Below are 26,908 nucleotides of genomic sequence, written 5' to 3'. Positions count from 1 at the left end.
GCCGATAAATAAATAAAAGGTCTCTTAAAGGGGAAGTTCGATGAAAAAGACGGATATACTTACACCAATTGGGATTACGCTCGGCTTCATTATTATTATGCTTGCAATTATGAGCAATAGTGGGTCGAGCGGTTTCTCTTCATTCCTCGATCTGTCTTCCATCCTAATAGTAATAGGAGGACTGTTCGCCTCATTGCTGATCAACTTCAAAACTGAACAGCTGAAACTAGGCGGCAGGGCATTGAAAGAAGCCTTCAACAAAAAAGAATCCCGGCTTTCTGAACTTATTCATTTGTTCATTCATTTATCCGAACGGGCACGCCGTGAAGGGATTCTGGCACTGGAATCTGAAATTGATGAAGTGGATGACCCATTTATAAAAAAAGGGATGATGCTTGCAGTTGATGGCATTGAGCCGGAAGTAATCCAGGAAATTATGAATGCTGAAATTACGGCAATGGAAGAACGTCATTATAAAGGCCGGATTCTTATTGAGAAATGTGGAGACTATGCTCCTGCTTGGGGGATGATCGGGACGCTTGTCGGTCTTGTGCTTATGCTGAATAAGCTGCAGAACCCTCAAGAACTTGGTCCGAGCATGGCAGTTGCTCTTTTGACAACATTATATGGTACTGTCATGGCCAATCTCGTATTCTTGCCAATGGCAAACAAGCTGGAGACGAAAACAGAAGAAGAGGTATTCCTTCGTCAGATCATCATCGAAGGGGTCATCGGAGTTCAATCTGGTCAGAATCCCCATATTCTTCAGGAGAAACTGAGCGCGTTTCTCTCGGATGATGACCGCCAGCGATTCAATGAATTGCGTACAGAGGCTGCAGAACAATGAGACGGAGAGTAAGCAGAAGAAATAAGAAGGATTCCGGCGCTCCAAAGTGGATGGTCACGTATTCCGACATGGTCACATTGATCCTTGTTTTTTTCATTCTGCTGTTCGCCATGTCGCAGATCGATAATGCAAAGTTTGAAGCAATTTCTGAATCATTTAAGAATCGGGCGATTTTTGAATTTTATCCTTCTGCTGTCCCTTTGGATAATCCGACGAGAAGTCCTGAACAAGAAGAGGAGCTGCTCAAAGCACTGCAGGAGAGACAGCAGGAGCTGGATAAGAAGCGCAAGAAGAATGAAGCAGATACGCTTGATAATGTTTTAAAAGATGTGAATGCTTACCTGGACCGCAATAAATTGCAAGATCAAATTGTTGCGACAAGGACAAATCGAGGAGTAGAGCTGATTCTTCAGGAGAGTTTGCTTTTTGAATCGGGAGACGCACAAATTCTTAATTCAGGTAAGCCGTTCCTTGATAAAATCTCAAAAATGCTCGAGAAGATTCCGAACTATGTACGTGTAGAGGGTCATACAGACAATCGACCGATTTCTAATTTCCGCTATCCGTCAAACTGGGAGCTTTCTGGAGCTCGTGCAAGCGGAGTGATTCGTTATCTTTTGCTGGATGAGAAACTATCAGACTATCGTTTCTCAGCAATTGGTTATGGCGATACAAGACCGCTTGTACCGAACACATCCGAAAAAAACTGGAAAAAAAATCGCCGTGTTGAGATTGTTATTTTAGATAAAAATCAAAGCCAGCAGCAACAAAGATGATATAAAAAAGAAGAGATGCATCTCGCATCTCTTCTTTTTGTCTATCGTTAATCTTGATCGGCATTTCCTGGCGGATGATTTGTTTCTGTATCTTCAGGCTTGTTATTGTTTCCGTTTCCATTGCCGGGACGACTTGGTCCGTTCGGCTTATTCTCATGAGGACCGGGTGAATTGGTGTTTCCACCGTTCGATCCTCCGTTGTTCCCTTGAGAATTGGAATTGGGATTAGTCTGCGTATTTTGTCCACCAGCAGACTGTGGTGGCTGACCGGTACCATTTTGTCTATCCGGCTGATTTGAATCCGGTTCTGGCGCCGTCTGCTCATTCGAGGTTTCCGAAGGTTCGGGACTCGGAGAAGACGGTTGCGTATTTTGTGGCGTTGGTTCAGAACTGCTGCTCGAGCTGTTTGTACTTGTTGACTCTGATTGAGAAGAGGAAGACCTAGACGCGCCTCCTGAACCCAATCTTTGCCAAAGCTCGGTATTCACCCGCGGAAACAGCATGGATAAGTCCCCGAGTTTGTCATAGCCTTTGCGCTGCAGAAAAGCAGGATTAAAAGAAATCCCGCCGTAACTGTTGAAAATCAAACTGTCATCTGCAGCACCAGGAACAAATTTAGCATTGTAAATATCAGATTGAACAAGCCCTGCCTTTGAGCATGCTTCTGATGGAAGCATTCCAGACGATGTGCAGTAGGAGCGTGCAACAATGTTCTTCGGCTGTTTAAAACGTTTGCTCGGTGTAACAAGTTTTGGATTTACTTCTGCTGCGCTGTTTATTAATTCAGCCCATAATTTTTCATTTCTTTGGCTGTATGAAAGAGAACAGCCAACACATTGAAGAGATTTTGGCGTTTTATAGCCGATCCAAGTTCCGAATGTAACATTTGGATTTGTCGCTACAAACCAGGCGTCTTTGTAATCTTGAGATGTTCCGGTTTTTCCGGCCCAGTCAACACTTGGATTGTTCAGCTGCGGACGGACATATGTAGCTGTCCCGTGATTCAAAACATCCCGCATCATGTCGATCGTCAAATAAGCTGTCTGTGGAGAGAAGACTTTGACTGGCTTCGACTTGTGCTGATAGATGACTTTGCCATCATCTGTTTCAATTTTGTCAATCATATAGGCATCGACAAACTTGCCGTTATTGGCAAATGTCGCATAAGCATTAACATTTTCCTCAACGCTTATACCGTAAGTTGGCTGACCTAAAGCGAGTGACAGATTCTCATGATCTGCTTTTGTTAAAGAGGTAATTCCCATTTTCTCCAAGTACTTCTTGGCCGGGTTTTTAGAAATAATCTTTGAATAGATCTCGACTGCTGGGATATTATAGGAATTCGCAAGTGCTGTACGTGCACTTACGAGACCATGGAAGCCTCCAGCATAGTTGTTCGGACGATAGTTGCCAAACGACTTCGGTACATCGGCAAAGACAGAACCTGGCTGGATGACACCTTCCTCCATCGCAGGAGCATAATCAAGCAAAGGTTTCATCGTACTACCGTTTGGACGGACAGTACCCATCGCATAATTGATCTGGTTGCCGTCTGTGTATTCTCGGCTGCCGACAAAGCTAATAATTTTGCCTGTCTTATTTTCAATCATGATGGAACCGGTCTCCACTCGTTCACCGTCTTTATCCGGCCCGTAGTATTGGTAGTTTTTTGCTACCTTCTGCATTTTTTCATACATTTTCTTGTTAATTGTTGTATGGATGCGGTAGCCGCGCTGACGCAAAGCTCTGTCAGCAAGTTCATCGTACTTCTCTTTTAAAGTCTTGTCTTTATCAAGCTGGTCCGTTTCGATTCCATCTTCTTCGGCAATCTGTTCGCGGAGTATTTCTTTCACACGTTTCTCAGCTTCATAGACGAGTTCTGGGTATTTCTTAACCTTTGGCAGTGTCGATTTCTGAGTGAAATCTTTTCGGATGTCATAATTCATCGCTTCTTGCATCTGGCTTTCTGTTATGTAACCAGCCCCACGCATGCGCTTCAGAACATATTTCATCCGGTTGATGCCTGGTTGAATGCCTTCCTCTGATTTGAATTCTCCATTGGCTCTATAAGGAGTGTAATAGGAAGGGCTTTGTGGCAAACCAGCAAGAAAAGCACTTTGAGCTAGATTCAGTTTCTCTGGCTCAATTCCAAAAATACCATTTGCGGCAGTCTTAATTCCAGCAATATTGCGGCCGGAAGCCTCACGTCCATAAGGAATGATATTCAAGTAGGCTTGCAGAATCTGCTTCTTTGTGAAGAAGCGTTCAACACGCAGTGCAATTAAAATTTCCTTTGCTTTGCGATCAAACGACACTTCATTTGTCAGCACCTGATTTTTGACCAGCTGCTGGGTCAACGTACTTCCCCCGGTTTTTGTATCGGAATTCGTCACTTCCTGGATAGCGGCGCGTACGATTGCTTTGGGCATGATGCCATTATGTTCATAGAAATTCTCATCCTCTGTAGCAATAACTGCATCAACCAAGGTTTGAGGCACTTTGTCCAAAGATATCTTTTCTCGATGCAAGTCGGAACGGATGTCGCCAATATATTCGTTGTTGGCAAAGTATAATTTCGATGTCTTTTCATAATCGTATAAATCCTGCTTCATGGCAGCGACTGTCCTGACAGGCTCGTCTTTGACAAGCGAAGCGAAATATCCCGCCCCCAAACCGAAAACAAAGCAGCCGAACACGATACAGAGTGAAAGGAAGGTCAAGAAAATCAGACCAAAACCGATACGGGATCCCTTCTGTTTCTTTGCGGTTCGCCTTGTTGAAGATTTATTTTTATTGTCGTCTTTACGATCCATATCAATCCTCCTAAAATTGTAATAATATTATAGCATAATGCCGCATTATGTAGAATCTTTGGAGAAGCTTTTCATATTGGGAAAAACTTAGTATTGAAATATTGAACTAAAAGTTGCAGGTGACGTTGCATTATATGTTGTGCTATGATAAAAATAGTAATCATAAGTAAATACATAAGCGCGACGAACGATCGCAGTAGCGGGTCAGATCCCTGACATAGAGAGCCGGCGGGTGGTGAAAGCCGGATCATATCTGTCTTCCGTGAATTACAATCGGGAGCGTTTTTCCTATTGAATGGAAAACGGTGGCTGCATCGTTAACAAACCTAAAGTGGCACAATTGTGCAACAAGGGTGGTACCGCGAGTAAGAGTCTCGTCCCTTTTGATCCAGGGATGGGGCTCTTTTTGTATTTTCTAATAAGGTTGGGAGATGAATAATATGGATATTCTTGAAGACTTGAAGAAAAGAGGTCTGATTCAGCAGACGACTGATGAAGAAGGCCTGGAGAAGCATTTGCAGGAAAACCGTGTTAAATTGTACTGTGGCTTCGATCCAACAGCAGACAGTCTGCATATTGGCCACTTGCTTCCAGTAACGATCTTGAAACGTTTCCAGGAGGCAGGGCATAGCCCAATCGCACTCGTAGGTGGCGGAACGGGTATGATCGGTGATCCGAGCGGAAGATCAACTGAACGCTCTCTTAATACGACTGAAGTTGTAAAGGGGTTTGCTGATGCATTGAAAGGTCAGCTTGCCGGCCTTTTGAAATTCGATGAAGGCGAGAATGCTGCCGTTGCACGTAACAATGCTGATTGGCTCACTGGGACTTCCATCATCGATTTCCTACGTGACACAGGCAAGCACTTCAGCATCAATTACATGCTTGCTAAAGACTCTGTTGCTTCTCGCATTGAAAATGGAATTTCATTTACTGAATTCAGCTATATGCTTCTTCAGTCGCTGGACTTCCTTAGACTGTACGAAGAAGAAAATTGCACACTACAGATTGGCGGTAGTGACCAGTGGGGCAATATTACAGCAGGTATGGAGCTCATTCGCCGCTCCCGTGACTTGGAATCAAATGCAGAAGTAAAAGTGTTTGGATTGACAGTACCCCTTATTACAAAGGCGGATGGCACGAAGTTCGGCAAGACTGCAGGAGGAGCAGTATGGCTTGATCCCAAGAAGACGAGTCCATACGAATTCTATCAGTTCTGGCTCAATACAGATGACCGTGATGTAATTAAATTCCTCAACTATTTCACATTCCTTTCTCATGAAGAGATTGCGGAACTAGTGAAAGAGGTGGAAACAGCACCGGAAAAACGTGTTGCTCAGAAACGTCTTGCTGAGGAAATGACAAAGTTTGTTCATAGTGAAGAAGCGCTCAACCAGGCAATTCGCATCTCAGAATCTTTATTCAGCGGCAATCTGAAAGAACTTACCGCTGACGAAATCATGCAAGGCTTCAAGGATGTTCCTTCTGTAGAGACGGATAAATCACCGAAGCCGCTTATCGACCTTCTCGTTGAAGCAAAAATTTCTCCATCAAAACGCCAGGCTCGTGAAGATATCCAAAATGGTGCTATCTATTTGAATGGTGAAAGAGTACAAGACCTTCAGCATGAAGTAGGGGAAGCGGACCGTATTGAAGGCAAGTTTACAATCGTTCGACGCGGCAAGAAGAAATACTTTATGGTCAAATACAGCTAATCAAAAACACCGGAAGAACAGCTTGTCCCATTATCATTAAGGGGGGCTGTCCTTGCCGGTGTTTTTCGCGCTTTCCGTGTTCAAATCGTGCAAAATTAACTCTAAGCGATTTTTCTCCGCGTCTGTCAGTTCTTCATAACGCTTTAGTTCTGACTGAAGAAATTGGATTGTCGGATTCTTTTCCACAGGATCATGGATGAAATAAGTTGTAATGGAGCTCGTTAAAGTTCCAATAATACCAATGCCGACAAGCATTAGTATGACAGCGATGAGCCGTCCAGCAGGTGTTTTTGGAGAAAGATCCCCATAGCCAACGGTTGTCGTCGTTACGATTGACCACCAAAGCCCATCCTCATATGTATCAATAGCCGGTTCGAAATATGTAACGAGGATTGATGCACCAAGCAGAGTGAACGCTGAAACCGAAAGCAGATTGTTCAGGCCGTTTGTCTCGAAAATCCTCCGAAGCGGGCCGAAATATCTCTTTCCTACTGTAAAGAAGCGGAGCAGCCGTAAAGCCCGGATGATTCTGGCAGACTGAAACATACTGTCAAGCGGCATCGCTGCAATGATTTCAATCGGGTGCTGTAATATGTATTTGCCTTTATGTTTGCTCTTTATAAAGCCTGTCAAAACATCAATGAAAAATACGAGCCAGATGATCTTATCGAGAATTTGTGTAAAAATATTTGTTTTGAAAATCGTTAAAATAGAAATGAATGCCAATGTGAATAAAATAATTTCATAGAATATCTTTATTTTCTTATGCAAAAAGGTTCACCGCCCGATTAAAAAATATAGCCTTGTGTTCCGTATTTCAAACATAAGAAAAGTAAACCTCCCGGAGCACCGGAAGGTTTATGCTGCCTTTTGAATTAATTTTTGGTTGTTTCGGTTTCGCGCTGCGGTTTCCATAACTGCTCAAGAAGAATGACAAGGATTGTCCCAACAAGCAGTCCATTGCTGACAACGTCCTGGATAACTGATGGTAACGTACTGAATATGCCTGCAGGAAGGAACATAATTCCCATGCTTACAAGGAATGTGATGCCCAAAATGGAAAGTCTGCGATGATCAAGTACTTCCTTCGTCAATGAAGTAAGAGCAATAGCTATTAAATTAATGAAAGATGCCATCAATGCTGCGCTTGCTATCGGACCAGGAAGCAATGAAAGTACATGAACGATTGACGGGATGAGTGCCAGTACAGCAAGAGCAATACTTGCAATCAGGAAAGGTTTGATTTTCTTTTCTCCTGTCATCTGCAAAAAGCCGGCTGTCACAGGGAGCGGTACAACGGCTAAAGAAGAGAAGCCAGCTGCAAGGAAGTGAGAGATCCCACCTGTAAACAGACTGCGGTTAATCGTCTTTTCATAGTTCCTCGTGTCGTTTCCAATAGATTGGCTTACAGCTGTTACAGCAGCAATCGTATTGGAAATAATCAAGAATGAAAATAATATTGCAGTTACAATCATTCCAGCATTTAATTGCGGCATGCCCCATGCGAACAATTCGGGCAGTTTGAATACAGATGACTGAGCCGGGGATGAAATTGATGCCTTCCCTGTAATCAATGCAATGATCCAACCTGCAAGAATACCGATTAGAACAGCATAGCTTTTTACCCAACCTCTGCCTTTATTCGATAGGAGAATGACTAAGATAAATACGAAGAAAGCAATAGCAACCATTCCGTAATCTGGTACTGCAGGATCTCCTGATACGGCAAGCATTCCCTCAAGGAATACACCACTCAGCTGTAGACCTAGCAAAAGCAAAAATGTTCCTGTTACGAGTGGGCTGAAAAGGAACAAAATCTTCTGAACGAGCCCAGTAAGACCGAGAATGACAAGTAAGATACCTGCAAAGAATACAGCACCCATAAGAAGCGGCAGTGCTGACTGTGGGTCTCCTGTTTGCTGCAGAGCAATCGCTGCAAGCATGACGAAGATACTGACCCAAGAACCGGCCGGACCATCCGCGAGCGGAAGTCTATGTCCGATGACGCCTTGAAGAAATGAACTGATGCCGACGATGAAGAATACACGCTGCATAAGAGATGCAATTTCTTCAATGGATAGACCGAAGGCACCTCCAATGACGATTGGCAGAGCAATCGCATTGGCAAGAAGGAAAATAAACCATTGGAACGTACTAAGCGTTCCGCCAATATAACTCTTATTCAATAAAATCACCTGCGCTATCTATGTTGTAGTCTCTACCTATTTAATAATACTTTCTTGAATGTGGCAACAGTTGAATTAAATAGACCATGCCAGATGAGCGGCATGGTCTAGAAAAAGCTATTTCGCAATGAGATTTACAAACTGTGTCGTATTATGGTCAAATTGACCGTAAACAGTGTTGATGCGGATAAAATTCTCGGTATTGTTGCGCACAATATTTGTCTCAAATGCCTCAATATTCGCCTTGTTCAGCTTATTATAAGTCACACTGTACTCGGAGCCTGGACCAGAATTTTTCCAAGGGAAGAATTGTGCCGGACGGGCTGTGTTCTGGAATGTATTGTTGCGGATTGTCGGATTGATTGCACCACTTGCAAGAATTCCCCGATAATCATTATTCGGACCTCGTGTAACATCTTTAATAAGATTGTTCTCGATTACTGCGTTGCTCCAGTTCATAAGACGAATTGCATCCTGGCGTGTATTCCGAATTGTATTGTCCTTAATCGTTACTCTGTCATGATATTTGTCACCGGAATACTTATGTGTGCCAATCGCACGGTCAAGATTCTCAAATGTATTTTTGGAGATAAGCAACAGGGAGTTCGGTGTCCGGTCAAACTTGCTCCATTGCTGGCTCCATCCCTTTGTTAATTTATCCGGCGTATCAATGTTGATCGCTTCTTTATTTTTATTAGGAGATGCTTTGGAATTCTTGAATGTATTGCCGCTAATGGTGGCATTTTTCGTTGCGTCAATTTCAATGAAATGACCGGAGTACATATTTTGGAATGTAATGTTCTGTATTTTAATATTTTGATTATGGCCAGCGATGATGGCAATACCATCTTTGTAATATTTCATATCAATTGTGGCTGTGCCTGTACCAATGATTGAAACGTTCTTTACACCATTATATCCGCCATACACACCTTTTTTATATGCATAAGCAGGACGAACGAACTGGAAAATGGAAGAAGAGGGACCGAACTGCCTTGTGCCTGTCTTCATACCTTTGACAAGTTTAGCACCACTTTGCAGTTTAATCGTTACATTTGAAGGAACATACAGAGTATTAGAAATCGTATATGTGCCTTTCTTAAGAGTAAGTGTACCGCCGCCCGTTTTTTCAAGTCGTTCCAAATACGACCGCAATAAATAGTAATGTTTCGTATATTGGTTGTAAGTGGAGAAATTCATCATAAGATTTTTATAGGTTTTGCTGGATGGAGAAATTGTATAAGATGGCTTAGTCTTAGCCGCGACGCTATGAACAGGTGAAGTAAAGCTGAGAATCATAAGCAGAGCAATGAAGGCTGCTAGTTGTTTCAGTTTCATGAAGTGACCTCCGTTTTAATTATTTTGGCCTAATTTATTGAGGGTTATCTCGTATTGATTATAGCGTAAATAAGACTATATTACTATTATATAAGACAAATTCAGATAACTTGATAAAAATTGAGAAGAAACGGGTATAAATAAAGAAGAATAGGCAACTACGAATCTCCATCAGTATATGACAGGGGGAATGAAGATGTATAGAAAATTCATACTCGCAGCGGATGGTTCTCAAAATGGATTGAGAGCGGCAGACGAAGCAATAAGGCTTGCTAAATTATGTGATGAATGTGTAATTGACGTTGTCTTTGTAGCTGAGTACGCAAATACAAGAGTGGATATTCCGCTACCATCTAGTGAAGAGGAAAGAGAATTAATCGAGAGGGAGCAGCTGAATCCCGTCATTGATAAAATAAATGAAAGCCAAGTAAAACAGACATTCACAGTCCTGTTCGGTGATCCGGCCATGGCCCTCACTCAATATGCGAATGAAGGTGATGCCGAGATGGTCATCGTTGGTAAAAGAGGGCTGAATGCATTGCAGGAAATGTTCCTCGGCAGTGTAAGCCAGCAGCTAATCAAGAAGTCTGAAATACCTGTGCTTGTAGTTAAATAAATTTCGTTCTTGGAGCGGGTTCAAAATCAATTTCGATGATTTTTGGGCCCGCTCCATTTCTGGAATTACTTTGCTCTTTCAAGGAAAGAAGTGATATAATCCCTAATATACTACACATGTAGTTTTAAGCGAAAATCTGTATTATTATTGATACGGAAGGGGAGAAAAGAAAGCATGCTTAAGCGGTCTGAAAAGAAGGGGAAATACAAATACCTTATTATCATCTTGGTCATATGTGCATTAATTGGAGTTGCGGCAGCCTATACATACAATCAAGTTCAAGAAAGAAAGTTTCAAAAAACAGCAGATCGTTTCATTGGAATATTGGAGGATAAAGATTACAAGGAGTTAAGCAGTATTCTTGATAGAGATTCATACAAGCTTCAAGATTACACTCCTAAGGAAATTGAACAGAAATATGACTCCATATTCAATGGTATTGGGGCCACAGATATTCATGCTTCCAAAGTCGAGCTGAAGAAATTGACTGGGTTAAAATTCGAATTGAAATACCAGCTGAGTTTCAATACACCAATTGGAAAAATTAAAAATTTGAATTACAAAACGAGCCTTGTCAATCATGATGATCATATTTTAGTGGAGTGGAAACCATCTCTTATCTTCCCAGGAATGGAAGGACAGGACAAAGTTAAGTTCCAAACATGGAAAGCAGAACGTGGGGAAATCAGAGACCGTCTTGATAATGAGCTCGCAGTGAATGCAGATTTCAAGTTGGCAGGAATCATACCAAATAAGCTTGGATCAGGAGACGAGAGAAAGAAAAGCCTACAAAAAATCAGCCGTTATTTAAAGATCCCTACAGATGATTTAGAAAAAAAACTGAAGCAAAAGTGGGTGAAGGATGAACTTTTTGTACCTGTGAAAACTATCACTGAAAAACAGGCTAAAGAATTAAAAGGGATAGAATATCAAGATACAAAGCAACGCTATTATCCATTAAAAGAAGCGGCAGCACATCTGACCGGCTATGTCGGAAATGTGACTAAAGAGGATATTGATAAGCATCCTGAACTTGGTGACGGTGATGTGATCGGCAAGGCAGGATTGGAAAGGGTTTTTGATAAAAAGCTTAGAGGTACAGACGGTGGAGAAATTGTTGTCGTTGACCGTGATGGGGAAGAAAAGCAAGTGTTACTGAAAAAGAAAAAAGTCGATGGTGCTGACATTGAACTGACAATCGATAACTATATTCAAAAAGAGGCGTTCGACAGTCTGGAGGGGAATGCAGGATCTACAGTTGTAATGAATCCTAAAGAAGGCGGTCTTTATGCGTTGGTCAGTTCTCCTTCCTATGATCCGAATAAAATGGCACAAGGAATCTCGCAGGATGACTATGATAAGTATGCAAATGCAGAAAAGAAGCCTTTCATATCCCGATTTTCTGTTCGTTATGCCCCTGGTTCCACATTTAAAACGATTACTGCAAGTATCGGCTTGGATATCCATGTGACAACACCTGATAAGCACAGAGAAATTCATGGGCTCAGCTGGCAGAAGGATAAGTCATGGGGCGGATACTCAGTGACACGTGTATCAGATGTTAAGGATGTCGATATGGAGAAGGCGCTTATTTATTCGGATAATATTTATTTTGCGCAAGAAGCTTTGGAAATGGGAGAAAAAACGTTCCGCAAAGGTTTGGATAAATTCATTTTCGGTGAGGAACTTAATTTGCCATTCGATATGAATCCGGCTCAAATATCCAACAAGTCCAATTTTAGTTCAGATATTTTATTGGCAGATACAGGTTATGGTCAAGGAGAGTTGCTCATTTCTCCAATTCAGCAGATTGCAATGTATTCTGTCTTCCAAAACGGAGGAAATATTGTTTACCCGAGTATTGAAAAAGCTAGTACTGTGAAAAAGAAAAAAGGTGTAATAACAAATTATGCCGCCAATGAAGTGACTAAAAGTCTGGAAAAAGTCGTGACGGATCCACATGGAACAGCTCATTCGTTGAACGCCTCTAATAAACATCTCGCAGCAAAAACAGGTACAGCAGAGCTGAAAGCACAACAGGGTAAAAGTGGAGCTGAGAATAGCTTCCTAATGGCTTTTGACACAAAGGAAGACCACTTCCTACTTGTCTCACTTGCCGAGAATTATCAAAAAGGAAGGTCAGCTTTACAACTGAATGAAAATTTTATAAATGATCTATATGATTATTTGAATAACAAATAGGAAGTATTAAATAGCAAGCAGGTACACTGTAGCCTGCCTGCTATAAAGATTTACATATGCAGGAGGATTACGATGAGAGAGTTACCGCAAATATCAGAAGCAGAATATAAAGTAATGAAGGTTATTTGGAAACATGAACCTATATCAACTCCTGAAGTAGTGGAGCTCGTTTCAAAAGAAGCTGATTGGAAACCGAATACAATTCAGACAATGCTCGCCCGACTTGTGAAGAAAAAAGTGCTTAAAGCTCATAAAGAAGGAAGAGCTTATATTTATAGCTCTCTTGTTGAGGAGTTTGAGTACATTGAAGGAAGAAGTAGAACATTCCTTGAAAATTTTTTTGGAGGAGCTTTGAGCTCAATGGTGTTGAATTTCATTGAAAACGACAAGCTGTCCAAAGAAGAAATAGCGGAACTTCAAAGGATATTGGACGAATCAAAAGAAGGGGACAAGTAATGGACATTCAGAGCCTCTTGTTCAAGATACTTTGGGGAACCATTGCGGCAACTTTACTGACTGCAGCTATTCTTTTTGTAAAAAAAGTCTTTTTAAACCATATTTCCACACAGATGCATTATAAAATCTGGCAATTTATTTATGTGCCGCTACTTATGCCTTTTCTACCATTTAATATGCTCCACCCTGCTTGGCTCTTACAAAATATTGAAAGGTTGAATTGGTATTCTGGTACTATAGGGACCCAGGAAGGAAAAGTTCGCTTATGGCAAAACAATACTCCTGCAGGAAGCAATACGATTAGCGACCTTTCAGTTTCTGTAAGCAAGGCTCTACCCGATCTGTTTTACAATATCATAGGTTCAGTTTGGCTTATTGGAATGCTTGTTCTGGCGTTTAGGCTTATTGTTGGATTTATTAATGTACAAAGAGTCAGAAGTCTTGCGATCCCAGTACAAGAAGAAAAGATATTAGGACTATTCAATGAGTGTAAGAGACAAGTTGGAGTAAATAGGAATATCAAGCTTTTGGAGACTGAAATGTTTGCAGCTCCAATTACATTTGGAGTTATTGGACCTTTTGTACTTATACCGAAAAGGCTCAATTCTCCTGAAGTACTGCAGCATGTATTTCTCCACGAGCTGAGTCATCAAAAAAACAAGGATACCCTGATTAACTATTTGACAGCACTTGTACAGATTATCTATTGGTTCAATCCAATCGTATGGTACGTTGCTAGCAGGATGCGGACAGAGCGGGAACTTGCATGCGATCATCGTGTACTCTCGTTGCTTAATACAGAGGATGCTGTTAAATACGGGCAGACAATTATAAGCTTTGCCAACATCGGGCCAGATCGTGTTGATACCAATCTTGTTTCAGGGATTGGCGGTTCAAAAAAGCAGATCAAGAAAAGAATCGTTCACATAGCCAATTTCAATTTGGAATCAAATTTGTTAAAAAGAAAAAGCAAAATGATATGTACAGCCATCGGGTGTTTTGTCTTGATTCTTTCCATGTCTATGCCGGCTTTGGCAGCTTCAAGTGACAAGTTTGATTTTGATTTTGAAAAATATAGTGTGAAGAATGAAGATTTGACTCCTTATTTTAAAGATGTAGAGGGAAGCTTTGTCTTATACAATTCGGGTAACGGACAATATGAAATCTTTAATCGAGATATAAGTACAAAAAGAGTATCTCCTAATAGTACATACAAAATCTACTCGGCACTATTCGCTTTGGATGCTGGTATTATTACTCCTGAACTTAATGGAATGAAGTGGAACGGCTCGGAGCAACCATTTAGCAAATGGCGCAGAGATCAAAACCTTGATTCGGCAATCCGTGACTCGGTGAACTGGTATTTCCAAAACCTTGATAAGAAGGTCGGAAATGAATCTTTGCAGAGGCAATTTGAAAGAATACATTATGGAAATGAGGATGTATCAGGGGATGTGTCGAGCTACTGGATGGAGTCAACCTTGAAAGTCTCACCAATTGAGCAAGTCCAGCTCCTTGTTCATACGCTTGAGAATAACAGATATGGTTTTAAGGAAAAAGACATAAGCCAAGTCAAACAGTCGATGTTCATTGAGGAAAAAGATAGCAGTCGATTATATGGAAAAACCGGAACGGGAACAGTAGAGGGCAAGGATATTAATGGCTGGTTTGTTGGATTTGTTGAGAAAAAGAATAAAATATATACATTTGCTGTAAATATTCAAAGTAATATAGGAGAAGCAAACGGAAAAAATGCGGCTGAAATTGCTCGCCGCATTTTACATGATAAAGGTATTTTTTAATATGGACACCTACGAATAAGGCATGGGATACATGTTTATTCGTAGGTGTTTTTACATTAAGCTGATGGCAGTGCCAAGAACATCGTTATTCTGAAATAAACTTGGCATCATTTCCAAACTCATTCTCAATAAACTCAGGTAATATTGAGTTCGATCTGTATAAGAGTTCAGAAACCGTAACAAACTCATAACCATCTTTTGTTAAACGTTTTAAAATTTTCTCGAGGGCTTTGACGGTCTGAGTGCGGTCACCACCTGCATCATGCATTAAGATGATGTCTCCTGGTCTAATACCTGAAGTTACTTTATTTACGATTTTATTTACTCCTGGTAGCTGCCAATCATAGGTGTCTTGATGCCAAGACCACATGACAACGAGGTGATTGTTATTTTTTGATGTGTTAACGACAGTGTCGTTGAAAAGGCCTCCAACTGGACGAAATAAAGCTGAACGAGTACCTGTTATTTGACCTATGATATTTGTTGTGCGTTTGATTTCCTTGTTAAGTTGATCCGTGTTGCCGTATAGATGGTTATATGTGTGATTTGCAATTTCATGACCTTCATCGCTCTGTCTTTTTATAATATCCGGGTGTTTTTGCGCATGTGCTCCCATGATGAAAAACGTTGATTTTGCATTGTATTTCTTCAATATATCCAATATTTGATCTGTGTATAGAGAGTGAGGACCATCATCAAATGTTATGGCGACTATTTTCTGATCAGTTTCTGTTTCCCATATGATATCACCTTTTTTTTCGTATTCTTCTCGACTTTTCGTAGCTGCTTGTATGCTTGTGACAAAAGTAAAAAATACAAAAAACATGGCAATTGGGATCATGATTTTTTTTCGCATAACAGACTCTCCCTGAACCGTTATAGTATCTCCTTAGGCTGTTGCAGTTAATAAAAATTATGCGAAGAGGAAACAAATAATGAGTTTTTTGAAAAGGGGATAGCTTCTCGTAAAAGGCTACCATGCGTAGCAGGTTATAAATGCCACGGATTGCATTATGATTGAGTTTTATAAATACAACTAAATAGTAATAAGAGAGCCCTGCTACTGTGGAATATCAAATGGCGCAATTATACACCATGTGGCGAGTACAATGAGATTATGCGATGTCCTTTCTAGTTCGAGGGAGTTCTTTATCATAGGAAAAGAAAAACGCCAGAATCCTTGATATAACAAGGATTCTGGCGTTTTGGAAATATAGTTTTTGTAAGTCTCGAATTAACGAGAGTAGAATTCAACGATAAGCGCTTCGTTGATTTCAGCAGGAAGCTCAGAGCGCTCAGGGTAGCGAGCGTATGTGCCTTCCAATTTGTCAGCATCGAAAGTAGTGTAGTCAGGTGTGAAGCTGTTAGCCTCAACTGCTTCTTTAACGATGTCAAGATTGCGTGAACGTTCGCGCAATGTAATAGACTGACCTGGCTTCAAACGGTATGAAGGAATGTCAACGCGCTTGCCGTCAACTAGGATGTGGCCATGGTTTACAAGCTGGCGTGCCTGACGGCGTGTGCGAGCAAGACCTAGGCGGTAAACGATGTTGTCAAGGCGTGATTCAAGAAGAACCATGAAGTTTTCACCATGGATACCTTTCATCTTGCCTGCTTCGTTGAACGTGTTGCGGAACTGGCGCTCGTTCAAGCCGTACATGAAACGAAGCTTTTGCTTTTCTTGTTGCTGAAGACCATATTCAGAGATCTTGCGGCGTTGGTTCGGACCGTGCTGGCCAGGAGCGTAAGGGCGCTTTTCGAGCTCTTTACCTGTGCCAGAAAGTGAAATGCCTAGGCGGCGTGATTTTTTCCAAATAGAACCAGTAAAACGTGACATGTATGATGTCCTCCTACAAATATATAATTTGCATAAAATAAGTTTGTGTTCCCTGCGTTGCTCATTTTGTTTTCATGTACCATCGCTCCAGCAGCAGAGAGTTACACGATACACCTCAATATAGAGGAACAAAATGGCGACAAGCGCCGGTTCACGAAGGCTACCTTTTATTTTACACAAAGCATAGTATATAATTTCTACGAAGAGAAGTCAACGAAATCGGGAAAAAGAATATTTCGTTATGACAAGTGTTTTTCGAGGGTTTTTACAAATTGGGAGAGTCCTCTCTCATCTTCTTCTGTAAAACGGTCTGTTTCCGGACTGTCGATATCTAGCACACCGAACAGTTTGCCATTAATATTAATAGGAATGACAATCTCGGATCTCGAAGCTGCATCACATGCGATATGGCCAGGGAAGGAATGAACGTCAGCGATACGCTGTGTCTTTTCAGTAGCAGCGGCAGTGCCGCATACGCCCTTACCAAATGGAATGCGGATGCAGGCAGGAAGGCCTTGGAAAGGTCCAAGTACAAGTTCATCTTCCTGATTGATATAAAAACCAGTCCAATTGACTCTGTCCAGGAACTGATTGAGAAGCGCTGATGCATTGGAAAGCAGGGCAACAGTGTCTTTCTCTCCTGTAGAAAGAGCATCGAGCTGTTTGCTTAGCAAGTCATAGTCTTTTAGTAGATTGCCTGAATAGGCGGATTTCTCGAACATGTAAATCATCCTTTGTTGAAAATATGTGCCTAGTTATCCTGGAGCAATTCGACAAAAAGAGTGATTAATGTCGAGCAGTTGATGCAGGAAACAGGCGGGCTTTGTCGTATATTTGGCAGTGAAGGAGTAGATGCAGATGAAAGCGGGCCAATCGAAGCAGAAAGTGATGGATGCGGCTTCTGCGCTGTTTTATCAAAAAGGCTTCAATGGAGCATCCGTAAGGGACATCGCCGAAAAGGCAGGTGTCAATGTTTCGCTGATCAGCTATTATTTCAAAAGCAAGCAAGGTCTGCTTGAGTATGCAGTCACTGAGTACTATGAAGCATATTTGCAGACGATGGAACAATCATTGCACGAGTCCGAGGGGTTGTCCAGTCTGGAGACCTTGAAGAATCTTACATACGAAATGATCGCATACCGTCAAACACATGAACAGATGACTTGTTTCATCCAGCGTGAGCTGTCACTTGATTCTGTCTTTGTTCGTGAGATGGTCGTAACGTATATAGCGAAAGAGAACTACTATTTAAAAAATGCTCTTAATGCGGCTGTTGGAGAGCGCAGAGGCGACAGTGATTTCCTGTTGCTGCAGCTGAAAGGGATGCTGCTTGCACCTTACCTGATGCATCATGAGATGAGGGAACGTTCTGCGGGAGAGTTGGATATTTATTTTGTTCGTAATTATTCTGCTTCCATACATGCTTGGCTGGAGTATGCTGCTGGAGAAGAGGAATGTGACGGTCAGATGCAAAAGTTGTAAAAAATACTTAGGGAAAATTGGCGAATTATAACTTCTTATCGGTGAAATTGTCTTACTTTGGAGAACGATGTCAATATTGGCGGTAAATCAGCTTTTTTTTAGCCAAATTTCGTCTTTACATGATATGATATGAAGTAACATAATGAAAAAGGATAAAAGGACGCGGGCGAACGACTTGAATTCAGTAAATTAAAGGATGGGACCGGGAAGGATCCTTTTTTCTTGTACGGACGCGGAAGTTGGGAGGCAGAAGATGGCAGCATATATAATTGGAGCCGTACTGATCATCGTTGTACTGTTCATTATCGGCTCGATATTAAGAAAGCGTATCTATGATGCCGTAGACAAGCTGGAAAGCTGGAAGATCAGTATCATGGACCGAAATGTGGCAGCGGAACTTGCAAAAATCAAGCCGCTTAATCTGCTGGGGGAAACACTCGAGCGGTTTGAGGCTTGGAAGGAACGCTGGGATGAGATTCTGGAACAGGATCTGCATGAAGTGGAAGAGCAGATGTATGAAGCGGAGCAGGCAGCAGACCGTTACCGCATTCCAAGTGCAAAAGCAATCGTCCATAGCGCTGAACAGAAGCTAAAAGCGATTGAGCAGGAAATAAATAAAATCCTTGAAGAACTCGGGGAATTGCTTGCTTCTGAAGAGACAAGTCGAAAAGAAGCATCAGAGCTTGAACCGGAACTGAAAGCACTTCGCCGCCAACTTTCTCAGAAACGTTATCAATTCGGCAAGGCGGAAGCTGCGTTTGAAAAGGAACTGGATGAGCTGTTCAAGGCGCTTGGCACATATAAGGAGTTAGCTGATGAAGGGAATTACTTGGAAGCACGCGCATTGATCGACCAGGTAAATGCCGAAACGGCAGCTCTACTAACGAAGATGGAAACTTTCCCGCTTCTTTACAAGGCACAGAAGCATGAGCTTCCACAAGCTTTTGATGAGTTGCGTCGAGGGCTCAGAGAAATGCGTGAAGAAGGCTATAGAGTCGACCATTTCAATTTTGAGCAAGAGCTTAATACATATGAAAAAAGCTTAGTGCAATGTGCGGCAATGCTTGATGAAGGTCAGGTTGCTAAACCAGAGGAAATCATCGCCGATATTAGAGGGCGCATCTCTGAAATATATGACATCCTTGAAAGAGAAGCAATTGCTCGCAATCATGTTGAATCCAAGCTGCCAGATATTGCAAATATTGTAGAAACGGCTGCTGAGGATTTTGCTGCGACAAAAGAGGAAGTCGATGTTATGCGCAGAGCCTACTATTTTGAAGACAGTGACATGGAACGCTTCCTAACACTGGAAAAGAGTGTTCAGCAGTTGATCATTCAACTTCAAGATTTAGAAATGGAAATGAATGGGGATACATCACACACAGATTTGCGCAAAGAGCTTGAAGAGCTGTATGAGCATGTTGCAGTTCTTGAATCAGAACATGAAGCTTTCAAGAAGCGTATTATAAATTTGCGCAAAGACGAACTGGAAGCGAAAGAGAATGTCGCAGAGCTTCATGAACAGATCAATAATCTGCGTCGCAAACTTTCCAAAAGCAACATTCCAGGTGTGCCGAATAATATCCTTTCCCTTATTGAACAGGCGATGGCGAAAAATAAGCTCGTGATGAAAGCTCTTGAAAGACATCCGCTTGAAATTGCGGGTGTGCAGGCAGCGCTAGAAAATGCAAAACAGGCATTTACCCATGCTGCTCAAGAAGCAAATCTTATGATTGAACAGGCTCATTTGACAGAGAAGGTCATCCAGTATGCGAATCGTTACCGAAGTCAAAATGATGGGTTAGCGATGAGCCTAGCGGATGCAGAACGTCTCTTCCGCAATTGTGAGTATGAGCTTGCTCTTGAAAAAGCGGCCAAAGCGGTTGAACTTGTCGAGCCAGGGGCTCTAAAACGTATTGAACAATCGTATGAATTGATGCAATAATAGAGACTGCCGGAATGTGAAGCGTATGCTCGCAATCCCGGCGGTCTTTCATTTTAATTAAGAAAGCCGGGTTATCCATGATTTATCTCGACAATAGTGCAACAACCAAACCGCTTCAGGAGGTTGTTGATAGTTTTATACAGGCAACAAATGAATTCTTTGCAAATCCTTCTTCATTGCATCAGCTTGGAGGACAAAGTGAACAGCTGTTGGACAGAGCGCGCAATCAAGCCGCAAAGCTGCTGCACGTTTCGCCTGACGAGCTGATTTTTACTTCAGGAGGCACGGAAGGAAATAATTTGGCAATCAAAGGGGCGGCCCTTGAGCATAAGTCACGCGGCAGTCATATTATAACGACAGCAATTGAACATCCTTCTGTTATTGAAGCTTTCCAATCGCTTGAGAAGATCGGTTTTAAAACGACTTATTTATCGGTTGATGAATCTGGAAGAATCGATCTTAAGGAACTACAACAGGCAATTCGGAAAGACACGATCTTGCTTTCTGTCATGCACGTCAACAATGAAATTGGCACAGTACAGGATATAGAAGCGATAGGCCGAATCGCAGCAGAATATCCGAAGCTTCTTTTTCATGTTGATTATGTGCAAGGTCTTGGAAAGCTTCCTTTAGATTTCCGGACAGCTCGGATAGATCTATGTACGATGTCAGGTCACAAGATTCATGGCATGAAAGGGACAGGCCTTCTTTATAAGAGGAAAGGGGTCAAACTGTTCCCACTCTTTGATGGAGGGGGACAGGAATTTGGCGTTCGATCGGGTACGGAGAACGTTGCCGGGACAGTATCTTTCAGCAAGGCACTTCGACTAGCACTAGAGAATGAACAGCAAGGCGTTAACAGGATGAATGTGCTGAGAAATAAACTTTTTCAAAAGCTGGAACAAAATCCGTACGTACAACTAAATACGCCGAAACAGCATGCTGCACCGCATATCGTTCACTTTTCTGTACCGGGAATTAAGCCTGAAGTGATGATCCATATGCTAGGTGAATACGGAATTTATGTTTCCACAAAATCTGCATGTTCTTCAAAAGATAGCAGGAAGAGTCAGGTTCTCACCGCTTGCGGCCATGATGAAGAGCGGGCAGTCTCGGGAATCCGTGTCAGCATGTCAACGTTAACGACAGCTGAGGAAATCGACACGTTCCTTAACATATTTAACGCATCAGTAGAAAAACTGAAGGTGGTAATGAAATGAACCCTATTCAATATGAATTTGATCATATCTTGATCCGTTATGGAGAGCTCGGGATTAAAGGCAAGAACATCCGTAAGTTCCTCGTGAAACTGCAAGAGAATATCCAGCATCAGCTTCATGACTTCCAAGGAGTCAAAGTGCGGGCGACTAGAGGAAGATTGTTTGTCCTTCTAAATGGACAGGCACCTGAGCCGATTATGGAGAAACTGGAGAACGTCTTTGGAATTAAAAGTCTGAGTCTTGCTGTGAAAACTGAGAATGACCCTGAACAGATTAAAGATGCGGCACTGCAGGCACTTTTGTATGGCAGAGTAGAAGGCACATTTAAGGTTGATGTTAAACGTACGAATAAGGGTTTCCCTGTGCGTTCCCAGGATATGAATCAAGTTCTTGGTGCCCACCTTCTGCAAAATACTGAACATTTTACTGTCGACTTGCACCATCCGGATATTCATATGAAGGTGGAAATCCGTGACGATGCAACGTATATTACAACAGATGCACGAAAGGGTCTTGGCGGCCTGCCAGTCGGTACTTCGGGAAAATCATTGCTTCTTCTTTCGGGTGGTATTGACAGTCCAGTAGCAGGATATTTGGCGATGAAACGAGGCGTCAGTCTGGAAGCGATTCACTTTCATTCACCGCCATACACGAGTGAGCGTGCAAAACAGAAAGTGATTGATCTAGCAGAGAAGCTGACAGCATTCGGCCATGACATAAAAATTCACCTCGTTCCCTTCACTGAATTGCAGCAGGAGATTTTCAAGCAAATTCCCGATTACTATGCAATGACAGCGATGCGTCGTGTGATGCTCAGAATTAGTGAGCAGATTTGCCGCAAGCGGGGAATTCTTTCGATGACGACAGGTGAGAGTCTTGGTCAAGTGGCAAGTCAGACAATGGACAGCATGCATGTCATCAATGCGGTTACGAGTTATCCAATCATTCGTCCGCTCGTAGCAATGGATAAAGAAGAAATTATCGAGATTGCTGAAAAAATTGATACGTATCCGATTTCTATTCGTCCATATGAAGACTGCTGCACAATCTTTGTTCCGAAATCACCGAAGACAAAGCCGCGTTTGGACAAAATGGAATACTTTGAATCGCAGGCAGATTTTTCGGAACTGATTAAGTCTGCGATTGAAAATGCAGAGACCATTTCAGCTCGCCAAATCAAGCAGGAAAAGGACGAGCTTGCGGATCTTTTCTAATTCGTAAAAAAAATTTATAATTGTTTGTATGAAGTTCGCCTCTTCGGCACATGATAAGTGTGCACCAAGGAGGTGAACAACATGGCTAACAACAACAACTCAAACGAACTTCTTGTACCTGGCGTACAGGAGGCACTTGACCAAATGAAATACGAAATCGCTCAGGAGTTCGGCGTAAACCTTGGCGGGGAAACAACTTCCCGTGCTAACGGTTCTGTCGGTGGAGAAATCACTAAGCGTCTTGTCCGTACAGCTCAAGAGCAAATGCGTGGCTTCGGTCAGCAATAACAACTGAATATGAAATGGCTGAGGCAGTTCCTGTATAGGAGCTGCCTCTTTATTTTTTTCATAAAACTCCCTGATTGTGCCAAACTATAAGGAAAGCAGATAGAGTCAGGAGCATGCCCATGATTTGGATTGTCATTGGACTCATTTTATTTATAGTCATCCTCTTGTTTGTCATATTGATAAAATCAAAAGTACAAATTTATTTAGAATGCATTTATGACGATGAAGAACGTTGTGCATTTATGCGAGCGAGCCTCTTTGGAATTCACATAGTAGAGCGTACTATTCCACTGAAGCAAGAGGATGGAGGGAATTGGGAAAAAAATATACTGGTGAACTGGAAGCGAATGAAAAAGGAATTGGATAGCCGAAAGAAAATAATGAAAAAAATAAAGATAAGAGAACTAACGTGGAAGACTGAATTCGGTACTGGCGATGCAGCAACAGCGGGAATTGCCGCAGGTGGGCTCTGGAGTATGAAAGGTATGATCATTAGTCAGGCATACCGTTTCTTTTCATTCAAAGGAAAACCGGATCTTCAAGTTTTTCCGGATTTTCACCAATCTTTCTTTGATTCCCGAATGTACTGCATTGGTACGATTACGGTGGGGCAAGCTATCCTTGCATACATGCAAATACCAAGTACAAAGAATAAATGAAGGAAAGGATTTTGACATATGAGTAATCATCCAATAGATAGTCTTATGACAACAGCAATGGAAAATTTGAAAGACATGATTGAAGCGAATACGATTATCGGAGACCCAATCGAAACACCAGATGGGGGTACAATTATCCCGGTATCAAAGGTCGGTTTTGGCTTTGCGGCGGGAGGAAGTGATCTGCCTTCAGGCCAGCAGCATTCTGAAGATCCGATTCCTTTTGCGGGAGGCAGCGGCGGTGGGGTTTCTGTATCACCTGTAGCTTTTCTCGTTATTACAAAAGATGGCAGCATCAAGATGGTTCATCTCGATGAACATACGCATATCTATGAGAAGCTGATTGACAAAGCTCCGGAAACGATTGAAAAACTTCAAAAGGCACTTAAAGACGCACTCCCATCTTCTGAAAGCAAGCAGCAGAAAAGTGACCAAGGCGGTTCTCGGATGGGTTCAAAACGTCGTCAGGATCGTCATGACGATCCTTATGAAATCTAAGGCAATCCAGTGGACAGTTGTCTAAATATTCATCATAATGAGTGGAAAGAGACAACTGGAGGTTATATGAATGGCAAATGTTACATTTAAAGGCGATTCCGTTACACTGATCGGAAATGAGATCAAAAAAGGAGATAAAGCACCTGACTTCTCTGTGCTTTCCAACGACTTGCAGGAACGAACACTTAAAGATTATGAAGGCAAAGTTAAGTTGATCTGCTCAGTACCATCCGTTGATACAGGGGTATGTTCCGAAGAGATTCGTCGTTTCAATGAAGAGGCAGACAAGCTGAAAGACGTTCATGTACTTACAATAAGCATGGACTTGCCATTTGCCCAAACACGATGGTGTGCAGCAAACGGTATTAAGAATCTTGATACATTGTCCGATCACCGTGCAGCGGACTTTGGTGAGAAATATGGTGTGCTCATTAGTGAACTGCGTCTTTTGGCACGTGCTATTTTTGTTTTGGACAAAGACAACGTTGTCCAGTATGCGGAATATGTTCCTGAAGTAAGCAGCCATCCACAGTACGATAAGGCGCTTGAAGCCGCTCGGAATGCTTAAATATAAAAGAAGCTCCCAATTGGGGGCTTTTTTGCTCTTCTAATACTTCAGGTTTGCTCTATAATGAGAGAAGAAGGAGGGGATCGCTTTGCGTAGCGGAAATCCAACACTTAGTTCGGAAACATTCTCTGATTTTGGTCAGAAACCATCTTCCCGCATCATGACAGTCGGGGGTGCTGTTAATAAAAGCTTTATAATGCTTATTCTACTTTCGGTTGCAGCTTTCTTTACATGGAATGCCTATAATGAGGGAACAGAAGTGATCGGCTTCGTCGGTATAGCGGCAGTGATCGGCTTTGTGGTCGCACTAGTGACTACATTTGTTAAGAAGGTATCACCGGTAACTGCCCCAATTTATGCTATTCTTGAAGGTGTTGTAATCGGCGGAATTTCAGCATATTATGAATCCGCTTATCAAGGTATCACCCAGCAGGCCGTCCTGCTCACGCTTGGGATTTTTGCGGGAATGCTATTTATTTATAAGAGCAGAATCATCCGTGTGACGAACAAATTCCGGAATGGAGTCATCGCAGCGACACTTGGCATTGCGATTGTTTACCTATTGAGCTTTGTTCTGTCATTCTTCGGTATTCAGATTCCATATCTTCACGAAGCGAGTCCACTTGGTATCGCAATCAGTATTGGAATTGTCATTGTAGCTTCGTTAAATCTTATGCTAGATTTTGATTATATTGAGTGCGGTGCACAAGGCGGAGCTCCAAAATACATGGAATGGTACAGTGCCTTTGCGCTTATGGTGACGCTAGTCTGGTTATATCTTGAAATTATCAGGCTGCTAGCCAAAATTTATCGAAGAAATTGATTTTTCGAAGGGGGCATTATATGCCTCCTTTTTTGTACGAGCACAGGAAGCGCCATTGGGCATCTAATCTGATACAATAGATATATTTGAAATGGCTGATTGGAGGAACATTTATGGAAAAGACAAGTATGGAGGAGCTTTTTGAGCAGCTTGATGCAGGAACGGAAGCAATAGTCCAGCATGCCGGCGAACCGTATCTGGACGCGCTTGGCACAGTGCTGGATTGTCTGTTTTTCGGAGAAGTGCCAGAAGAGTTCGATGATTTGCTTGCTCATCGACTTAAAAATATTTTTAGCAACGTCGTGCTTGACGATATTACGCTTGAGGATCGGCGAAAAGCAGTGCAGCTTGCGATTTTAAAAGGGATGAAAGACTCTACACAGGATAAACACCTGATGACTCCGGAAGCAATCGCTCTCTTTGTTTCCTATCTCACTGAAAAATTTCTTCATGGACGTGAAGATTTACGAGTATTTGACCCGGCAGGTGGTACTGGGAATTTACTTACAGCTGTACTTGATCGGCTGCCGAAAGATACGAAAGGGTATGCAGCTGAAATTGATCCTACACTCATTCGAATTGCTCTGGCGAATGCCAATATTCAAGAGAAGAATATTGAATTTTTCCATCAGGATGCTTTGCGACCGCTTCTTCTTGATCCAGTGGACCTCGTTGTAGGGGATTTGCCAGTTGGCTATTATCCCGGAGATGCGTCGGATTACAAGCTGAAAGCGGATGATGGGCATTCTTATGCACATCATCTGTTTATTGAAACTGGACTGCGCTATTGCAAGCCAGGCGGCTATTGTATTTTGCTCGTTCCTGACTTTCTTTTCGAAAGTGATCAGGCGGGTGCTTTGCACAAGTTTATCCATGAAGAAGCTTTCATTACTGGTCTTTTAAGACTTCCTGAGACAGCATTCAAGTCGAAGAAGCATGTTAAAAGTATTTTTATATTGCAGAAGAAAGGCAACGGTGCCACTATGCCGAAGCAGCCTTTGCTCGCACAGCTGCCATCACTTAAAAATGCCCAGGCAATGGCAAATCTGCTTAGCCAAGTCGATGCGTGGTTCAAGACATATAATGAAGAAAGAGAAGGGGCGCAGGACTAATGTCAAATCCGGATAGAAATCGATCCGTGAATTGTTTTGTCTTAACGATTAGCGATACGCGTACGGAAGAAACGGATAAGAGCGGCAATCTCATGATTCAAATGTTGGAAGATAGCGGGCATAAAGTAGTCGGAAGGACTATTGTGCGTGATGAGTTCGAAGCAATACAGAAAATAATCAAGGAAAAAAGCAAGGATGCAGCAGTGGAAGCGATTCTTACAAACGGAGGAACAGGCATGGCAAAGCGGGATGTGACGATTGAAGCGGTCAAGTCACTGCTCGATAAGGAAATGCCTGGCTTCGGAGAGGTGTTTCGCACGCTTAGTTATTATGAGGATATCGGTTCTTCAGCCATTATGTCTCGCGCGATTGCAGGTATTGTGAATGACAGACCGATCTTCACTACTCCAGGTTCAAGTGGTGCTGTCAAGCTTGCGATGGAAAAGCTTATCTTGAAAGAATTTTCCCACATCGTGCACGAAGCTCAGAAGGATTTGTGATAAGAAGAGGC

Annotated in this window: 25 protein-coding genes and 1 other annotated feature; of the genes, 18 read left to right on the top strand and 7 right to left on the bottom strand. The window is 42.2% G+C overall.

The annotated features are described in order from the left end of the window. The first annotated feature begins 40 nt into the window (after positions 1-40). The gene (motP, locus tag QR721_RS09180) at positions 41-847 is read left to right on the top strand and encodes a flagellar motor protein MotP (RefSeq protein WP_348026200.1); all 807 of its coding nucleotides are present in this window, start codon (positions 41-43) and stop codon (positions 845-847) included. Next, positions 844-1,623 (top strand): flagellar motor protein MotS, encoded by a 780-nt coding sequence (motS, locus tag QR721_RS09175; protein WP_348026198.1) that lies wholly within the window; start codon positions 844-846, stop codon positions 1,621-1,623. The genes motP and motS overlap by 4 nt, the downstream gene beginning before the upstream one ends. Positions 1,624-1,670: 47 nt before the next feature. On the opposite strand, the gene QR721_RS09170 is transcribed toward motS, so the two are convergent. Then, positions 1,671-4,436, bottom strand: a complete 2,766-nt coding sequence (locus tag QR721_RS09170; protein ID WP_348026196.1) for a transglycosylase domain-containing protein — start codon at positions 4,434-4,436, stop codon at positions 1,671-1,673. Positions 4,437-4,610: 174 nt separating this feature from the next. Then, positions 4,611-4,821, top strand: a binding site (T-box leader). A gap of 55 nt (positions 4,822-4,876) precedes the next feature. Here QR721_RS09170 and tyrS point away from each other — a divergent pair. Beyond that, on the top strand, positions 4,877-6,151 hold the full coding sequence (gene tyrS / locus QR721_RS09165; RefSeq protein ID WP_348026194.1) for a tyrosine--tRNA ligase: 1,275 nt from the start codon (positions 4,877-4,879) through the stop codon (positions 6,149-6,151). A gap of 36 nt (positions 6,152-6,187) precedes the next feature. Here tyrS and QR721_RS09160 read toward each other — a convergent pair whose 3' ends face one another. The 3 genes from QR721_RS09160 to QR721_RS09150 all read right to left on the bottom strand — a co-directional run bounded on the left by QR721_RS09160 (position 6,188) and on the right by QR721_RS09150 (position 9,675). Further along, positions 6,188-6,922 (bottom strand): potassium channel family protein, encoded by a 735-nt coding sequence (locus QR721_RS09160; protein ID WP_348026192.1) that lies wholly within the window; start codon positions 6,920-6,922, stop codon positions 6,188-6,190. A 104-nt stretch (positions 6,923-7,026) separates the two neighbouring features. After that, positions 7,027-8,337, bottom strand: a complete 1,311-nt coding sequence (locus tag QR721_RS09155) for a purine/pyrimidine permease (RefSeq protein WP_348026190.1) — start codon at positions 8,335-8,337, stop codon at positions 7,027-7,029. 117 nt (positions 8,338-8,454) lie between these two features. Beyond that, positions 8,455-9,675, bottom strand: coding sequence for a right-handed parallel beta-helix repeat-containing protein (locus QR721_RS09150; protein ID WP_348026188.1), 1,221 nt, complete (start codon positions 9,673-9,675; stop codon positions 8,455-8,457). A 196-nt stretch (positions 9,676-9,871) separates the two neighbouring features. Here QR721_RS09150 and QR721_RS09145 point away from each other — a divergent pair, with 196 nt between their 5' ends. The 4 genes from QR721_RS09145 to QR721_RS09130 all read left to right on the top strand — a co-directional run bounded on the left by QR721_RS09145 (position 9,872) and on the right by QR721_RS09130 (position 14,751). Next, complete coding sequence (locus QR721_RS09145; protein ID WP_348026186.1) at positions 9,872-10,291, top strand: universal stress protein; 420 nt, start codon at positions 9,872-9,874, stop codon at positions 10,289-10,291. A gap of 174 nt (positions 10,292-10,465) precedes the next feature. Then, positions 10,466-12,493, top strand: coding sequence for a penicillin-binding protein PBP4(5) (gene pbp4, locus QR721_RS09140; protein ID WP_348026184.1), 2,028 nt, complete (start codon positions 10,466-10,468; stop codon positions 12,491-12,493). A 72-nt stretch (positions 12,494-12,565) separates the two neighbouring features. Next, positions 12,566-12,949 (top strand): BlaI/MecI/CopY family transcriptional regulator, encoded by a 384-nt coding sequence (locus QR721_RS09135; protein ID WP_348026182.1) that lies wholly within the window; start codon positions 12,566-12,568, stop codon positions 12,947-12,949. Next, complete coding sequence (locus QR721_RS09130; protein ID WP_348026180.1) at positions 12,949-14,751, top strand: BlaR1 family beta-lactam sensor/signal transducer; 1,803 nt, start codon at positions 12,949-12,951, stop codon at positions 14,749-14,751. The genes QR721_RS09135 and QR721_RS09130 overlap by 1 nt, the downstream gene beginning before the upstream one ends. An 85-nt stretch (positions 14,752-14,836) precedes the next feature. Here QR721_RS09130 and QR721_RS09125 read toward each other — a convergent pair whose 3' ends face one another. The 3 genes from QR721_RS09125 to QR721_RS09115 all read right to left on the bottom strand — a co-directional run bounded on the left by QR721_RS09125 (position 14,837) and on the right by QR721_RS09115 (position 17,310). Beyond that, positions 14,837-15,607 (bottom strand): polysaccharide deacetylase family protein, encoded by a 771-nt coding sequence (locus QR721_RS09125; RefSeq protein ID WP_348026178.1) that lies wholly within the window; start codon positions 15,605-15,607, stop codon positions 14,837-14,839. A gap of 378 nt (positions 15,608-15,985) precedes the next feature. Continuing rightward, positions 15,986-16,588 carry a 30S ribosomal protein S4 gene (rpsD, locus tag QR721_RS09120; protein ID WP_348026176.1) on the bottom strand — a complete coding sequence of 201 codons (603 nt, stop codon included), beginning with the start codon at positions 16,586-16,588 and terminating at the stop codon, positions 15,986-15,988. 239 nt (positions 16,589-16,827) lie between these two features. Beyond that, positions 16,828-17,310, bottom strand: a complete 483-nt coding sequence (locus QR721_RS09115; protein WP_348026174.1) for a GAF domain-containing protein — start codon at positions 17,308-17,310, stop codon at positions 16,828-16,830. 136 nt (positions 17,311-17,446) lie between these two features. Here QR721_RS09115 and refZ point away from each other — a divergent pair, with 136 nt between their 5' ends. The 11 genes from refZ (at position 17,447) to QR721_RS09060 (ending at position 26,897) form a co-directional block, all read left to right on the top strand. Continuing rightward, a complete protein-coding gene (refZ, locus tag QR721_RS09110; RefSeq protein ID WP_348026172.1) occupies positions 17,447-18,070 on the top strand; it encodes a forespore capture DNA-binding protein RefZ in 624 nt (207 codons plus the stop codon). Between the two features lie 253 nt (positions 18,071-18,323). Further along, positions 18,324-20,015 carry a septation ring formation regulator EzrA gene (locus QR721_RS09105; protein WP_348026170.1) on the top strand — a complete coding sequence of 564 codons (1,692 nt, stop codon included), beginning with the start codon at positions 18,324-18,326 and terminating at the stop codon, positions 20,013-20,015. 77 nt (positions 20,016-20,092) lie between these two features. Then, positions 20,093-21,235, top strand: coding sequence for a cysteine desulfurase family protein (locus tag QR721_RS09100; protein WP_348026168.1), 1,143 nt, complete (start codon positions 20,093-20,095; stop codon positions 21,233-21,235). After that, positions 21,232-22,449, top strand: coding sequence for a tRNA uracil 4-sulfurtransferase ThiI (gene thiI / locus QR721_RS09095; RefSeq protein WP_348026166.1), 1,218 nt, complete (start codon positions 21,232-21,234; stop codon positions 22,447-22,449). The genes QR721_RS09100 and thiI overlap by 4 nt, the downstream gene beginning before the upstream one ends. A gap of 81 nt (positions 22,450-22,530) precedes the next feature. Then, a complete protein-coding gene (locus tag QR721_RS09090) occupies positions 22,531-22,737 on the top strand; it encodes an alpha/beta-type small acid-soluble spore protein (RefSeq protein WP_348026164.1) in 207 nt (68 codons plus the stop codon). Positions 22,738-22,856: 119 nt separating this feature from the next. After that, positions 22,857-23,396 (top strand): DUF2953 domain-containing protein, encoded by a 540-nt coding sequence (locus QR721_RS09085; protein ID WP_348026162.1) that lies wholly within the window; start codon positions 22,857-22,859, stop codon positions 23,394-23,396. An 18-nt stretch (positions 23,397-23,414) separates the two neighbouring features. Further along, positions 23,415-23,894, top strand: coding sequence for a GerW family sporulation protein (gene ytfJ / locus QR721_RS09080; RefSeq protein ID WP_348026160.1), 480 nt, complete (start codon positions 23,415-23,417; stop codon positions 23,892-23,894). Positions 23,895-23,964: 70 nt separating this feature from the next. Then, positions 23,965-24,462 (top strand): thiol peroxidase, encoded by a 498-nt coding sequence (gene tpx, locus QR721_RS09075; protein WP_348026158.1) that lies wholly within the window; start codon positions 23,965-23,967, stop codon positions 24,460-24,462. Positions 24,463-24,550: 88 nt separating this feature from the next. After that, positions 24,551-25,285 carry a Bax inhibitor-1/YccA family protein gene (locus QR721_RS09070; RefSeq protein WP_348026156.1) on the top strand — a complete coding sequence of 245 codons (735 nt, stop codon included), beginning with the start codon at positions 24,551-24,553 and terminating at the stop codon, positions 25,283-25,285. Positions 25,286-25,398: 113 nt separating this feature from the next. After that, positions 25,399-26,397 carry a class I SAM-dependent methyltransferase gene (locus QR721_RS09065; protein ID WP_348026154.1) on the top strand — a complete coding sequence of 333 codons (999 nt, stop codon included), beginning with the start codon at positions 25,399-25,401 and terminating at the stop codon, positions 26,395-26,397. Further along, positions 26,397-26,897, top strand: a complete 501-nt coding sequence (locus QR721_RS09060) for a MogA/MoaB family molybdenum cofactor biosynthesis protein (RefSeq protein WP_348026153.1) — start codon at positions 26,397-26,399, stop codon at positions 26,895-26,897. The genes QR721_RS09065 and QR721_RS09060 overlap by 1 nt, the downstream gene beginning before the upstream one ends. The last annotated feature ends 11 nt before the right edge of the window (positions 26,898-26,908 follow it).

It is taken from the genome of Aciduricibacillus chroicocephali (assembly GCF_030762805.1).
Taxonomy (GTDB): Bacteria; Bacillota; Bacilli; order Bacillales; family Amphibacillaceae; genus Aciduricibacillus; species Aciduricibacillus chroicocephali.
Note: the sequence above shows the minus strand (reverse complement) of the source record. Positions and strands in the feature narration are given on the sequence as shown.